This is a genomic window from Roseovarius sp. YIN77, from assembly GCF_057219155.1.
Genome location: NZ_JBXVVI010000008.1, coordinates 44,252 through 58,183, shown reverse-complemented (window position 1 = coordinate 58,183; position 13,932 = coordinate 44,252). Strand labels below are relative to the sequence as shown.

Annotated in this window: 19 protein-coding genes; 14 read left to right on the top strand and 5 right to left on the bottom strand. The window is 57.0% G+C overall.

Annotation, left to right across the window (positions count from 1 at the left end):
• Nucleotides 1–51 precede the first annotated feature (51 nt).
• From rnhA to ispH, 3 genes are read right to left on the bottom strand one after another with little or no spacing between them, the layout of a single operon-like run.
• Complete coding sequence (gene rnhA / locus AC2D8P_RS09170; RefSeq protein ID WP_484702159.1) at nt 52–519, bottom strand: ribonuclease HI; 468 nt, start codon at nt 517–519, stop codon at nt 52–54.
• The gene (locus tag AC2D8P_RS09165) at nt 512–1,105 is read right to left on the bottom strand and encodes a class I SAM-dependent methyltransferase (protein WP_484702158.1); all 594 of its coding nucleotides are present in this window, start codon (nt 1,103–1,105) and stop codon (nt 512–514) included. Before AC2D8P_RS09165 ends, rnhA begins: the two co-directional genes overlap by 8 nt.
• Nucleotides 1,102–2,052, bottom strand: a complete 951-nt coding sequence (ispH, locus tag AC2D8P_RS09160; RefSeq protein ID WP_484702156.1) for a 4-hydroxy-3-methylbut-2-enyl diphosphate reductase — start codon at nt 2,050–2,052, stop codon at nt 1,102–1,104. The genes AC2D8P_RS09165 and ispH overlap by 4 nt, the downstream gene beginning before the upstream one ends.
• Before the next feature lie 139 nt (nt 2,053–2,191).
• On the opposite strand from ispH, the gene AC2D8P_RS09155 reads away from it, so the two are divergent.
• Nucleotides 2,192–2,656, top strand: coding sequence for a c-type cytochrome (locus AC2D8P_RS09155; protein WP_484702155.1), 465 nt, complete (start codon nt 2,192–2,194; stop codon nt 2,654–2,656).
• An 18-nt stretch (nt 2,657–2,674) separates the two neighbouring features.
• On the opposite strand, the gene AC2D8P_RS09150 is transcribed toward AC2D8P_RS09155, so the two are convergent.
• Nucleotides 2,675–3,211 carry an NYN domain-containing protein gene (locus tag AC2D8P_RS09150; RefSeq protein WP_484702153.1) on the bottom strand — a complete coding sequence of 179 codons (537 nt, stop codon included), beginning with the start codon at nt 3,209–3,211 and terminating at the stop codon, nt 2,675–2,677.
• 115 nt (nt 3,212–3,326) lie between these two features.
• Here AC2D8P_RS09150 and folK point away from each other — a divergent pair, with 115 nt between their 5' ends.
• From folK to recO, 13 genes are all read left to right on the top strand, one after another.
• Nucleotides 3,327–3,932, top strand: coding sequence for a 2-amino-4-hydroxy-6-hydroxymethyldihydropteridine diphosphokinase (gene folK, locus AC2D8P_RS09145; protein WP_484702152.1), 606 nt, complete (start codon nt 3,327–3,329; stop codon nt 3,930–3,932).
• Between the two features lie 74 nt (nt 3,933–4,006).
• Nucleotides 4,007–4,360 (top strand): DNA-directed RNA polymerase subunit omega, encoded by a 354-nt coding sequence (gene rpoZ / locus AC2D8P_RS09140; RefSeq protein WP_484702151.1) that lies wholly within the window; start codon nt 4,007–4,009, stop codon nt 4,358–4,360.
• 31 nt (nt 4,361–4,391) lie between these two features.
• A complete protein-coding gene (locus tag AC2D8P_RS09135) occupies nt 4,392–6,512 on the top strand; it encodes a RelA/SpoT family protein (RefSeq protein ID WP_484702150.1) in 2,121 nt (706 codons plus the stop codon).
• Complete coding sequence (locus AC2D8P_RS09130; RefSeq protein WP_484702148.1) at nt 6,466–7,206, top strand: DUF2062 domain-containing protein; 741 nt, start codon at nt 6,466–6,468, stop codon at nt 7,204–7,206. The genes AC2D8P_RS09135 and AC2D8P_RS09130 overlap by 47 nt, the downstream gene beginning before the upstream one ends.
• Before the next feature lie 33 nt (nt 7,207–7,239).
• Nucleotides 7,240–7,992 carry a pyridoxine 5'-phosphate synthase gene (locus AC2D8P_RS09125; RefSeq protein ID WP_484702147.1) on the top strand — a complete coding sequence of 251 codons (753 nt, stop codon included), beginning with the start codon at nt 7,240–7,242 and terminating at the stop codon, nt 7,990–7,992.
• On the top strand, nt 7,989–8,612 hold the full coding sequence (locus tag AC2D8P_RS09120; RefSeq protein ID WP_484702146.1) for a LysE family translocator: 624 nt from the start codon (nt 7,989–7,991) through the stop codon (nt 8,610–8,612). The genes AC2D8P_RS09125 and AC2D8P_RS09120 overlap by 4 nt, the downstream gene beginning before the upstream one ends.
• Before the next feature lie 10 nt (nt 8,613–8,622).
• Entirely contained in the window at nt 8,623–9,600 is a 978-nt protein-coding gene (locus tag AC2D8P_RS09115) for an NADPH:quinone reductase (protein WP_484702145.1), read from the top strand.
• Entirely contained in the window at nt 9,601–10,011 is a 411-nt protein-coding gene (acpS, locus tag AC2D8P_RS09110; protein WP_484702143.1) for a holo-ACP synthase, read from the top strand.
• 54 nt (nt 10,012–10,065) lie between these two features.
• Nucleotides 10,066–10,845: a signal peptidase I gene (gene lepB, locus AC2D8P_RS09105; RefSeq protein WP_484702142.1), complete on the top strand. Its 780-nt coding sequence runs from the start codon at nt 10,066–10,068 to the stop codon at nt 10,843–10,845.
• Nucleotides 10,842–11,522 carry a ribonuclease III gene (rnc, locus tag AC2D8P_RS09100; RefSeq protein ID WP_484702140.1) on the top strand — a complete coding sequence of 227 codons (681 nt, stop codon included), beginning with the start codon at nt 10,842–10,844 and terminating at the stop codon, nt 11,520–11,522. Before lepB ends, rnc begins: the two co-directional genes overlap by 4 nt.
• A 4-nt stretch (nt 11,523–11,526) precedes the next feature.
• Nucleotides 11,527–12,441 (top strand): GTPase Era, encoded by a 915-nt coding sequence (era, locus tag AC2D8P_RS09095; protein WP_484702139.1) that lies wholly within the window; start codon nt 11,527–11,529, stop codon nt 12,439–12,441.
• Entirely contained in the window at nt 12,438–12,770 is a 333-nt protein-coding gene (locus AC2D8P_RS09090) for a DUF1491 family protein (RefSeq protein ID WP_484702137.1), read from the top strand. Before era ends, AC2D8P_RS09090 begins: the two co-directional genes overlap by 4 nt.
• Before the next feature lie 56 nt (nt 12,771–12,826).
• Nucleotides 12,827–13,549: a DNA repair protein RecO gene (gene recO, locus AC2D8P_RS09085; protein ID WP_484702136.1), complete on the top strand. Its 723-nt coding sequence runs from the start codon at nt 12,827–12,829 to the stop codon at nt 13,547–13,549.
• Here recO and AC2D8P_RS09080 read toward each other — a convergent pair.
• Nucleotides 13,540–13,899, bottom strand: coding sequence for an META domain-containing protein (locus tag AC2D8P_RS09080; protein WP_484702134.1), 360 nt, complete (start codon nt 13,897–13,899; stop codon nt 13,540–13,542). The two genes, recO and AC2D8P_RS09080, sit on opposite strands and share 10 nt — an antisense overlap.
• Nucleotides 13,900–13,932: the final 33 nt, after the last annotated feature.

The window sequence follows — 13,932 nt, the reverse complement described above, 5'->3', positions numbered from 1 at the left end:
GAAAGGAAGGCTTATCAGGGGCAGGAATATCCAGCACCCGCTTGAACTTACCTATCCGGCGTCGGTTTCTGACTTAGGCTTAAACGGGGCCATCCCAGCGCGGGCCAATTCATCAGCGCGTTCGTTTTCCGGATGCCCCGCGTGACCCTTGACCCATTCCCAAGTCACGTCATGGCGGGCTTGCGCCGCATCCAGTCGCTGCCAAAGCTCAGCATTTTTCAGGCCGCCCTTTTTCTTCCACCCGTTACGCTTCCAGTTATGGATCCATTTGGTGATCCCATCTTTGACATAGGAACTGTCCGTCACCACAGTGATTTTGCTGGGTCGATCCAGAACTTCCAGCGCAGAGATCGCAGCCATCAGTTCCATGCGATTATTGGTGGTCTCGGGCTCCCCACCTGACAATTCGCGTTCTTTTGCAACCACGTCACCATCCATCGCACGCAGCAGCACGCCCCAACCTCCCGGGCCGGGATTGCCGGAACAGGCGCCGTCAGTATAGGCAAACAAATCAGCCATGGGCCTGGATCACCACCCAGCCCGCGACATGGCCCGACAGGCCCGCGCCCTTGCCATACCAATGTTCAACCGGGGTTAGGTCCGCAGCAGACAACAACTTTTCCAACTCTTCTCGTTCATAATATTCGTAAAATCTGTCCAGCGTGTCGCGTTCATATCCGCTGCCGCGTTTCATCCCCATGAAAAAGACGCCACCGGGGCGCAGCGCCTTTGCAATCCGGGCCAGATGACCGGGAAGATCTGCGCGAGGCGCGTGCAACAGACTGAAATAGGCCCAGATCCCATCAAAGGCATTTTCGTCGATCAGATCATCAAACTGGCCCAGTCGCACCGTCACTCCCGGGATTTGCGATGTCATTTCGACCATGGCCTCTGACGCATCCAACGCTGATACCTGCAACCCAGCTTCTGCCATTCGGCGCGTGTAATGGCCACTACCACATCCCAGATCCAGCACGTGCCCGCCTTCGGGACAGGCCGCGATGAACCGACCAATCATCGGGTCCTGCTGAGCCTCGCGATCCATCATCGCCGCATAATCATCGCTTTGGCGGTTGTAGACCGCGATAGTTCGGGCGTCGGTCATACCGGGTCTCTCAACACACGAGGCACTTTAAACTCGACGTTTTCCTGGGCGGTTTCCACTTGTTCAACGGTTACATCAAACCGGGCGCGAAAGGCGTCGATCACCTCTTCAATCAAAACCTCTGGCGCCGAAGCCCCCGCCGTGACCCCCACGGAACGGATACCTTCCAACGCGCGCCAATCAATATCACGGGCGCGCTGCACCAATTGGGAATAGCTGCATCCGGCAGCAGACCCGACCTCTACCAATCGTTTGGAATTTGAAGAGTTTGGCGCCCCGATCACCAGAATGGCATCGGCCTTCGGCGCCATCGCCTTGACCGCATGTTGGCGATTTGTGGTGGCGTAACAGATATCTTCCTTATGCGGCCCGACGATGGCCGAAAACCGCGCCTTCAGCGCCGCGACGATATCCGCCGTATCATCAATCGAAAGGGTCGTCTGGGTGATGTAGGCCAGCTGGTCTGGATCGCGCACATCCAATGTGGCAACATCATCCACTGTTTCAACCAGCAGCACCTCGCCCTCTGGCAATTGCCCCATCGTGCCCACTGTTTCCGGGTGACCAGCATGACCGATCATCACCATCTGCAATCCGTTTTGCGAATGACGCTCGGCCTCGATATGAACCTTACTGACCAGCGGGCAAGTCGCATCGACATAGACCATCTCACGCCGGGCGGCCTCTGCCGGAACGGCCTTGGGAACGCCATGGGCGGAAAAGATCACCGGCCGGTCGTCCGGGCAGTCATCCAGTTCCTCGACAAAGACCGCGCCCTTATCCCGCAACCCGTCGACAACGAACTTGTTATGCACGATCTCGTGGCGCACGAAAACCGGTGCCCCCCATTTTTCCAGCGCCATTTCAACGATCTTGATCGCCCGCACGACGCCTGCACAAAACCCGCGCGGGGCGGCCAGGTAAAGGGTAAGCGGGGGTTTGGTCACGGGTTCACCTCATTTCAATTGCAGATGATGTAGCCTGCACACTTCGTCAGGTCCATCCTGCTTGATCATCAAAACTTAATTTGGTTCTTGACCTTCCAGCACTGGAATCTCTGATACAGCCCGAAACACGGGGAAAGCAATGAAACGCATCTATCTTGTCATCGGCGCCTTATCTGTCCTGATCGCAGGCGCAGTGATCGCGATGAACCAGTCAAGCCCAGAGACCCAGGGGTTGGTGCCCTATGACAACTCCCAAGCGGTTGCCCAGGGCAAAGAGTTGTATGCCGAAAACTGCGCCGCGTGTCATGGGGGCGATTTGGAAGGTCAGGAAAACTGGCGCACCCCCACGGATGAGGGCCGCGCCAAAGCCCCACCTCATGATGCGACGGGGCATACATGGCACCACACCGACCAACAAAATTTCTTGGTCACTAAATACGGAATGTCAGAACTGGTCGGTGGCGGCTACGTCTCTGATATGCCGGGTTTTCAGGACATCCTCAGCGACGACGAAATCCTCGCCACCCTTGCTTATGTCAAAAGCAAGTGGCCAGATCGCATCATCAATCAACATAACCAGATCAATGCTAATGCGGGGCAGTAACCCCGCGCCCCAAACGGCTTACTGTTCGCGCGGCGGGCGACCGATGACGTCGCGCAGGTCGTTGAGCTCGATAAAGTTATCGGCCTGACGGCGCAATTCATCAGAAATCATTGGCGGTTGCGACTTGATGGTGGACACCACAGAGACCCGAACACCCTGCCGTTGCAGGCTTTCGACCAGCGGGCGGAAATCCCCGTCGCCCGAAAAAAGCACGATGTGATCGACATGCGGCGCCAGTTCCATGGCATTCACGCACAGTTCGATATCCATATTGCCCTTGATCTTCCGCCGGCCCATGGAATCCGTGTATTCCTTGGCCGTTTTCGTCACCATGCTGAACCCGTTATAGTGCAGCCAGTCGACCAGTGGCCGGATCGGGGAATATTCGTCATTTTCAAGCAAAGCGGTGTAATAGAACGCCCGCAACAACTTCCCCCGGCGCATGAACTCTTGTCTCAGCAGTTTGTAGTCGATGTCGAACTCAAGAGCCTTGGCTGCAGCGTACAAATTGGAGCCATCGATGAACAGCGCAAGCCGTTCGTCCTTGTAAAACATTTAAATTCCTTTCAATACGCGGTCCCGTCGGTGTGAGTGAGTGGTAGCCAGATCAATAAAAAAACCGCTAGGCTGGGAATGACAGAACCGTCTGCAAATTGAGGCAAAAATCGTGGTGTCGCAACCCTTTACCTATAATAATCGCATTTCCAAAGCGTTTATCGCGCTTGGCGCGAACGATCCGGATGATATTCACCTGCTCTGCCTGCGCTTAAAGACATGTATACGAGATATCGGCGTTCACGAAGTTGTGATTCGCGCCGTCAGCCGATTCTACCGGACCCCCTGTTTCCCGATTGGCGCGGGCCCGGATTTCGTGAATGCGGTGGTCGAACTTGACAGCTCGCTTGATGCCAACACGCTTTTGGATCATCTGCATGCGGTAGAGGCAAAACATGCCAGAGTGCGCGATCAACGTTGGGGACCCAGGACGCTGGATATAGACCTGCTGAGTTTTGACGATCAAATCCTGCCCGACATCGAAACCTATTCAACCTGGCGCGACCTGCCGCTGGAACAGCAAAAATCCCAGGCCCCCCAGCAGCTGATTTTGCCGCATCCGCGCATTCAGGACAGGGGATTCGTTCTGGTGCCCTGGGCCGATCTGGCACCCAACTGGCGCCACCCTATTTCCAATCTGACGGTTCAGGAAATGCTCAGCGCCATTGATCCGGCAGAATTGCAGCAAATAGTGCCGCTTACACCCCCTGACCAAGACTGAATCGGGGTTGTCAAGCCTGTTGGATCAGCTTAAAAACACGATTTCTGATATCAGAGATACGAAAGAGAGCATCCATGGCCCGCGTTACCGTTGAAGATTGCGTTGACAAGGTTCCGAACCGGTTTGAACTGGTCGTACTCGCCGCCCATCGCGCACGCGAAATTGCTGCCGGTGACGCCCTGACGCTGGATCGTGACAACGACAAGAACCCTGTCGTATCCCTGCGCGAAATCGCCGAAGAGACCCAAACCGCCGACGAGCTGCGCGAACGGATGATCGAAAGCCATCAGACCCAGATCGAGGTGGACGAACCCGAAGAGGATTCCATGTCCCTTCTGATGGGTGCAGAGGTCGACAAACCGGCAGAAGACGACCTGAACGACGAAAAACTGCTGCGCGCCCTGATGGAAGCACAGGGGCAGCAGTAAGGGCGCCCTATCGCCAAAGGAAGCGGACCGGATGATCTCTGTCGATGACCTGATCCAACTGGTCCGCAACTACAATCCCCAAACCAATGACACCCTCATTCGTGACGCCTATGCCTATGGCATGGAAATGCACGAGGGCCAGTTCCGTCATTCTGGGGAACCCTATTTCAGTCATCCCATCGCCGTCGCTGCCATCCTGACGGAACAAAAGCTGGACGATGCGACGATCGTCACCGCGCTTTTGCACGACACCATAGAAGACACCAAATCCACCTATACCGAGATCAAGAAACGCTTTGGCGGCGAAATCGCTGAACTGGTCGATGGCGTGACTAAATTGACCAATCTGCAGCTGTCGTCGTCCGAAACCAAGCAGGCCGAAAACTTCCGCAAGCTCTTCATGGCGATGTCTCGTGATTTGCGGGTGATTTTGGTAAAGCTCGGCGACCGTCTGCACAACATGCGCACGATCAAATCCATGCGCCCGGAAAAGCAGGCCCAAAAGGCCCGCGAAACCATGGATATCTTTGCGCCGCTGGCCGGGCGCATGGGGATGCAATGGATGCGGGATGAGTTGGAGGATCTGGCCTTCAACGTTCTGAACGCAGAGGCCCGCACCTCGATCATGCGCCGTTTCATCACGCTGCAGAAAGAAAGCGGCGATGTCATCGAGAAAATCACCAGCGACATCGAAAAGGAACTGGCCAAGGCGGACATCTCTGCCGAAGTCTTCGGGCGCGCCAAAAAACCCTATTCGATTTGGCGCAAAATGCAGGAAAAGGATCAGGGCTTTTCCCGCCTATCAGACATTTACGGCTTTCGCGTCATCACCCAGTCAGAGGCCGATTGTTACGGCGTCCTGGGCGCAATCCATCAACGCTGGCGCGCGGTTCCCGGCCGGTTCAAAGATTACATTAGCCAACCGAAATCAAACGGCTATCGTTCGATCCACACCACCGTTTCAGGACGCGATGGGAAGCGGGTTGAGGTTCAGATTAGAACCGCACAGATGAACGAGGTCGCAGAATCCGGTGTTGCCGCACACTGGTCCTATCGTGATGGAATACAATCCGAAAACCCGTTTGCCGTTGACCCCGCTGAATGGATCACCGGCCTGAAAGAACGGTTTGAAACCGCCGAGGATCACGACGAGTTTCTCGAACATGTCAAGATGGAGATGTACTCCGACCAGGTCTTTTGCTTCACCCCCAAGGGCGACGTGGTCAAGCTGCCGCGCGGGGCAACACCGCTGGATTTCGCCTATGCAATCCACACCCGCATCGGGGACAGCTGCGTGGGGGCAAAGGTTGATCACATCCGCGTGCCCCTTTGGACCCGCCTGAAAAACGGCCAATCGATCGAGATCATGACCGCCCAGGGCCAGCGCCCACAGGCGACATGGCTTGATATTGTCGCCACCGGCAAGGCCAAGGCCGCCGTCCGCAAATCCCTGCGCGAAGAGGATCGTGAACGTTTTATCAAACTGGGCCGCGAACTGGCGCGTGTCTCGTTTGAACATGTGGGCAAGAAAGCCTCTGACAAGGCGTTGATAACAGCGGCCCGGCAATTAGGCATCGCCACGGCAGATGAACTTTTGGCCCGTTTGGGCAGCGCCGAAATGATGGCCCGCGATGTGGTCGAAACGCTCTATCCCGATCTGGCCCCGAAAAGCGGGGACGAGATCGAAGCCAACCGCGCCATTGTCGGTCTGGCCGGGGATCAGGGATTTGAACGCGCCCAGTGCTGCCAACCGGTTCCCGGCGAACGGATCGTCGGGATCAGTTATCGTGGACGCGGCGTTTTGGTGCATGCCATCGATTGCGAGGTGCTGTCCCAATATGATGATCAGCCCGACCGCTGGATTGATCTGCACTGGCACAGCGGCCGCCACCCCGCCGTTCACACCGTCAGCCTGAATTTGACCATCCGCAACGATGCCGGGGTACTGGGACGAATTTGCACATTGATTGGCGAACAAAAGGCCAATATCTCAGACCTGCATTTTGCCGACCGCAAACCCGATTTCTATCGCCTTCTGGTAGATGTGGATCTGCGCGACGCCGAACATTTGCACGCCATATTACACGCCCTGGAAGCAGACAGCGATGTCGCGGCGATCGAACGTCATCGCGACCCGGAGCGAAAACCTTAATCCGCGCCCCGGCGCAAACGACAAGGCCACCCTCGTGGTATTTAAAAGACGCGATAAACGTTCAGCACTACAGGCCACCTCGGACTTTATCTATCCGCGTGGTGGTTGGTATCGCGCCTATCGCTATGTCAAACACCGTCTCAATCGCCTGCCCGATCCGCCCCATCGTATTGCACGCGGGATTTTCATCGGGGTGCTGGTCAGCTTTTCTCCGTTATTTGGCTTACATTTCATCATTGCCGTCCTTTTGGCCAAACTGATCCGCGGCAATATGCTGGCGGCCCTCCTGGCCACCTTTTTCGGCAATCCCATCACCTTCCCGGTGATCGCCGCTGTCAGCCTGAACACGGGGCATTTGCTGCTGGGCACCGGCGGGTCCAGCCGCGCACATGAATCGCTTGGCGAAATATTTGCAGGCGCAGGCCAGAACCTGACAGACAATTTCTGGGCCATGTTCACCAGCGAAGTGGCCGATTGGACAGGCCTGGGTGTATTTTATCACGAGGTATTTCTACCCTATCTCATCGGCGGGATTATTCCGGGCACCATCTGTGGGATCGCCATGTATTACGTGTCGGTCCCGGTCATCACCGCGTACAAAAAACGTCGCCGTGGCCGCCTGATGGCGAAGCTTGATGAACTCAAGGCAAAAAAAGCCGCCAAAAAGGCTGACGAGGCAGATAATCAAAGCTAGGGTCTGCCAAAAGACTCATTGGAGAGACAGAAAATGACCAACTATGTCGGCAAGCTCAGGCTTGGTGTCAATATCGACCACGTGGCAACCGTACGCAACGCGCGCGGCGGCGAATATCCCGACCCTGTGCGCGCCGCCCGTATCGCGCAAGAGGCCGGCGCCGATGGGATCACTGCCCATCTGCGCGAAGATCGCCGCCACATTTTGGATCACGACATCGACGCGTTGATGGAAACACTGACGATCCCGCTGAATTTCGAAATGGCCGCGACAGACGAGATGCAGAAAATCGCCCTGCGTCACAAACCCCATGCCGTCTGCATTGTGCCAGAAAAGCGCGAGGAAAAAACCACCGAGGGTGGACTGGAAGTCGCGCGAGAGGAAAACAAGTTGGCCCATTTCATCGCGCCCTTGCGTGATGTCGGGTGCCGCGTGTCGATTTTCATCGCCGCCGACAAACGCCAGATCGAGGCCGCAAACCGCATCGGGGCAGAGGTCATTGAACTGCACACCGGTGCCTATTGCGATGCCTTCACCGAGGGCCGCATCGATGATGCCAACCGCGAACTGGAAGCGCTGCGCGACATGTCCACCTTTGCCCATTCGCTGGGGCTGGAAGTGCATGCAGGCCACGGCCTGACCTACGATACCGTCAAACCTGTTGCTGCTTTCCCCGAGGTCATGGAGCTCAACATCGGTCACTTTCTGATCGGCGAGGCAATCTTTCGCGGCCTGACACCGGCCATTGAGAAAATGCGGATATTGATGGATGAGGCGCGGGCGTGAACGGCTATGAACTTGCTGCGCTCTGTTTTGCCTGGGTAATCGCTGCGGGTTCCCCTGGTCCGGCAACATTGTCGATTGCCGGAACCTCCATGAATACTGGTCGACGTGCTGGTGTGATCTTTGCCATCGGCATTTTGGTAGGTAGCGCGTTTTGGGGCATTGCCGCGGCCCTCGGCATGGGGGCTTTGATGTTGACGAATGCATGGGCCTTTACCATCTTGCGCTATGTGGGCGCGGCCTATCTGATGTATTTGGCGCTGAAATCTGTACGTTCGGCATTTGCACCGGATAAATCACTTTTGCACAAGGCCCATTCCGGTAGTGCCCTGAAAATCTTTGTAAAAGGTGCGCTGATCCACCTCACTAATCCCAAGGCGATTCTTGGTTGGGGGGCGATCTATGCCATAGCCGTGCCTGCGGATGCATCATTCGCCACGCTATATCAGATGTTCGCCCTTCTGTTCGCTGGCTCGATCCTTGTCTTTGTTGGTTATGCATTCCTGTTTTCAACAAGCGGCGTCGTGCGCATCTATCACCACATGCGCCGCTGGTTCGAACTGACCTTTGCTGCATTATTCGGCGCGGCCAGCCTGCGCGTCCTGACAACCCGACTGGAATGAGGAGACCCCTGTGAAAGCCGCCTTTTACGAAAAATTTGGCCCCGCTGCAGAGGTCCTGACCATCGCGGACCTGCCAACCCCAACGCCGAAACCCGGCGAGGTTCTGGTGCGTATCCACGCCACGGGCATCAACCCGTCCGATGTGAAACTGCGTGCCGGGGCCCGTCCGGGCGCAGTGATGGAATTTCCCCGCATCATTCCGCATTCAGACGGGGCCGGTGTGATCGAGGCGGTAGGCGAAGGCGTCGATGCCGAACGCGTGGGCCAGCGCGTCTGGATCTGGAACGGTCAGTGGAAACGCGCCTTTGGTACGGCGGCTGAATATATCGCCCTGCCCGCCGATCAGGCCGTTCCCCTGCCCCACACCACCAGCTTTGTCGACGGGGCCTGTCTGGGCATACCTGCCATGACCGCGTGGTATGCGCTTTTCTCTGATGGCCCGATCGAGGGTAAGACCATCTTGGTCACCGGTGGTGCCGGAACGGTTGGCCGATACGCCTGCCAAATGGCGCGGCTGGGCGGGGCACGGGTGATCACTACTGTATCGTCGGAAGAAAAGGCCAAACATTCCACCGCCGAAGACTGGATAAACTACCGCGATACCGACGTAATACCGACAGTTCTGGGAATGACAAACGGCGCCGGTGTGGACCGCATTGTCGATGTCGATTTCGGCGCCAATCAGGCGGCATCGCTGGCCCTGATCAAACCCGGTGGCACCATCGCCACCTATGCCTCTGCCGGTGTCATGCATCCCACGCTCGACTTCTACCCGTTCATGTTCAAAAACACGGTCCTAAGGATGCTGATCGTCTACCTGCTGTCACCAGAGGTTAGGCGGCAGGGGGAGGCGCAGTTGAACAAATGGCTGATGGCCGACCTCCTGTCACATGCCGCGATCCCGTGCGGGGGCCTGAGTGATATTGCCAAAGCTCATGATCTGGTTGCCTCCGGCAGTAAACTGGGCACGGCGGTTCTGGAACTTTAGATGATCTTGGGTATCGGTACAGATCTGGCAAATATCGACCGCATTCAGGGCACCCTGGATCGGTTCGGGGATCGCTTTCGCAACCGTGTCTTCACCGAAATTGAGCAGCGCAAGGCAGAGGCCCGCGCCGATACTGCCGGCACATATGCCAAACGCTGGGCTGCGAAAGAGGCCTGTTCCAAAGCGCTCGGCACCGGCCTGCGCATGGGGATCAGCTGGCGTGATATGTCCGTCACCAACCTGCACACAGGCCAACCTGTGATGCATGTCACCGGATGGGCCGCCGAACGGCTTGCCGAAATGACTCCAGAAGGCTTTGAATCCATCATTCACGTAACTTTGACCGATGATCACCCCTGGGCGCAGGCTTTTGTGGTGATCGAGGCCCGCCCCAAGCCCCCGGAAACTTGACTCCTCCTGCCCCAAACCGCATGTAGCGCAAGCAGGTCTGTGAAAGGTATTTTTATGCGCGACGAAACCGTCGAAAAAAAGGGCGAAGGCATCGTCGAGACGATCAAAACAATCGTCTGGGCTTTGGTCATAGCCGGTGTGTTTCGCACGCTGTTTTTTCAACCCTTTTGGATTCCTTCCGGGTCGATGAAAGACACGTTGTTGATCGGCGATTTCCTGTTCGTCAACAAAATGGCCTATGGCTATTCGCAATATTCCTGCCCGTTCGGTCTGTGCCCGATTTCAGGCCGCATTCTGGGCTCTGAACCCGAACAAGGCGATGTCATCGTGTTTCGCCACCCTGCCAACGGCCAGGACTATATCAAACGCCTGATTGGCTTGCCGGGGGATGTCATTCAGGTCCAAAACGGTCAGATCATTCTGAACGGCGATCCGGTTCCGCAAGAGCCCATTGATGATTTTGTGGAAGCCTATCAACCACAAGGATCACAAAAGGCCATTCCGCAATGTTTCAACCGCCAGGGCGACCAGTGTATCAAGGAACGTGCGCGTGAAACGCTGCCCAACGGCGTTGTCCACAATGTCCTGAACATCAGAAAACAAAGCTCTGACAACACTGGTATCTACACGGTGCCAGAGGGGCATTATTTCTTCATGGGTGACAACCGCGACAACTCCACCGACAGCCGTGTGCGTCAACCGCGCGGTGTTGGCTTTGTGCCATTTGAGAACCTGATCGGCCGTGCGGATCGCGTTATCTTCTCTTCTGCCGGGCGGTCCATGTTCTTCTTTTGGACATGGCGGTCAGACCGATTCTTCAAGGCGATCGAGTGAAACTATCTGCCGAACTCAAAGCTTTCTCAGACCGGATCGGGCATCGTTTTTCAAATCCCGGTCTGCTGATCACAGCCTTAACCCATCCGTCGATGTCCTCCCCCACCCGGGAGGACAATCAACGGTTGGAATTTCTGGGCGACCGTGTGCTGGGTTTGGCCTTGGCAGAGGCGCTATTTGCCGCAGATCAATCCGCAGCCGAAGGCCAACTTGCTCCACGATTCAATGCCCTGGTGCGCAAGGAAACCTGCGCCGAAATCGCACGAGAGGTCGATCTGGGCGCGGTTCTGAAACTAGGCCGGTCTGAAATGATGTCTGGCGGGCGGCGCAAACAGGCCCTGTTGGGTGACGCGATGGAGGCTGTCATTGCCGCCGTCTATCTGGACGCAGGGTTTAACGCGGCCCGCGACATGATCCTGCACCTGTGGGGAAATCGCGTTCATCAGGTGAAGGCAGACGCGAGAGACGCCAAGACCGCGCTGCAAGAATGGGCGCAGGCCCGTGGGCAGCAACCGCCGAAATACACAGTGTTCAACCGTCAAGGCCCTGATCACGCACCAGAATTCACCATAGAGGCCATGTTGGAAGACGGGCAATCTGCCCGCGCACAGGCCGGATCAAAACGCCAGGCCGAACAACAGGCCGCTGAAACGCTGCTTTCGCAGCTTGAAGGATAAAACCATGTCAGACACCCGCGCCGGATTTGTCGCCTTGATCGGCGAACCAAATGCCGGGAAATCCACTTTGTTGAACCGCATGGTCGGGGCCAAAGTCTCGATCGTGACGCATAAGGTGCAAACCACACGCGCTCGTATCCGAGGTGTGGCCTTGGCAGGCGATGCGCAAATTGTATTCGTCGACACGCCGGGGCTGTTTCAGCCACGCCGGCGGTTGGACCGCGCCATGGTCGCTGCTGCCTGGGGTGGTGCTGCCGACGCGGACATCGTCGTGCTGTTGATCGAGGCGCATCGAGGCATGACGCGCGGGGTTGAGGCAATTCTGGACACTCTTCGCGACCGGATGTCCCCCAAACAACGTGTGGCGCTGGCCATCAACAAGATCGACCGGGTTAAATCCGACGATCTGCTGGCCCTGACGCAGAAAATGAACGACGCCTATCCGTTTGAAAAAACCTTTATGATCTCGGCGGAAAAGGGCCACGGGGTCGAGGATCTGCGCGATTGGCTGGGGGCGGAACTGCCCACGGGCCCGTGGCTCTATCCCGAAGATCAGATTGCCGATCTGCCGCTGCGCATGATCGCCGCCGAAATCACCCGCGAAAAACTAACCCTGCGGCTCCATCAGGAATTGCCTTACCAACTGACGGTGGAAACCGAACACTGGGAAGAGCGCCAGGATGGCTCTGCCCGCATCGATCAGATCGTCTATGTCGCCCGCGATGGGCACAAAGGCATCATTCTGGGCAAGAAAGGCGAAACCGCCAAGGCCGTCAGCAAGGCCGCGCGCGAGGAATTGCAGGAATTCCTGGGCCGCAAGGTGCACCTGTTTCTGCAAGTCAAAGTCCGCCCGAACTGGCTGGAAGAATCCGAACGTTATTCGGAAATGGGTCTGGATTTTCGTGACGGGAATTCATGACCGCCCGCCTGACAGCGGAATTTTGGGTCAGCGCTTATCTGCGGCGCCTACAGCGCTTTGATATCCCGGCCTTTGTCACCCGTCGCGGCGACAACACCGCAGGTGCCGTACTGATCAAGATGAACACGCTCGATGGTCAGGCCAGTCTGTGGCAACGCAGCTATGATCTGATGACCGGGGAACGCCGTTGGATGATACTGGCCGAAGGTGCCGAGACAGAGGTTGACGTCGCCACAAAAAAACAGGCCAGCTTTGATCCGGATCTCTGGGTGATCGAGGTTGAGGATCGCGAAGGTCGGCACCTGCTGGATCAAGAGGGGCTAACCTGAACCGCAGCGTCTGCAATTGCTCTTGCTGCGACACGGCGTTGGCCTAATATCCCCCCATGGAATGGCGTGATGAAGGGGCAGTTCTGGCGGTCAGACGCCACGGCGAAACCTCTGCGATTATCGAAGTGTTCAGCCGTGACCACGGCCGCCACGCCGGTGTGGTGCGTGGGGGTGCCTCCAAACGATACGCCGCCATCCTGCAACCCGGTGCACAGCTGGATGTCACATGGCGCGCCCGGTTGGAGGATCATCTGGGCAGCTTCACCGTGGAACCGCTGCGATCCCGCTCATCGGCCCTGAATGATCGTCTGACTCTGGCCGGGCTCAACGCCATATGCGCATTGCTGAAATTCGCCCTGCCGGAACGAGAGCCGCACCCACCCCTTTATCAACGCAGTGTGACCCTGTTGGATCTTCTGAACGCCACAGAGGCATGGCCACTGGCCTATCTGCGATGGGAACTGGCACTGCTGGAAGAGTTGGGTTTCGGTCTGGACCTCACCAAATGTGCCGCCACTGGCAGCCGCGATGATCTGATGTATGTCTCCCCCCGCACAGGGCGCGCTGTCAGTCGGCAGGGTGCAGGGGATTGGGTGGATCGGCTGCTGCCACTGCCGCAGTGTTTTCTGGGCCAAGGCCCGGTCAGTGACGAGGACATTGCGCAGGGCCTGACGACAACGGGCTATTTCCTGACCCATTGGCTGGCCACATCACTGGGAAACTCCCCGCTACCACCAGCGCGCCAAAGACTGATTGATCGGCTGACCCGTCAGGGCTGATCCGTGCGAAATAGCATCTGGCGACCATTGTCATTGCTCAGCAACAAGGCATCTCCGCTGACCTCTGCCAGCGACATGGATTGCAACATTTCAAAAAACTGCTGCTCCTGCTGCAAGTCTGGGCAGGCGCGTTTTGTTGCGGCCAACGCCTCGACACTGATCCAGGGATAAGGCGCGGTTTGTATCGCGGAAAAACGGTTGCAGGGGCCAGATCCCGTAACTTGCCCGGATTCAGGAAACTGCACGCTGGCCTGGGCTGTAAACTCCTCACCATCCAATTCCTGCAAATGCCAGATCGCATCTCGGTTCACATAGCCAGAGATGGTCTCATCCCCATGCATGCACCCCATCACCCCACTCATCAGTGTAAGCAGGCAAAAGAT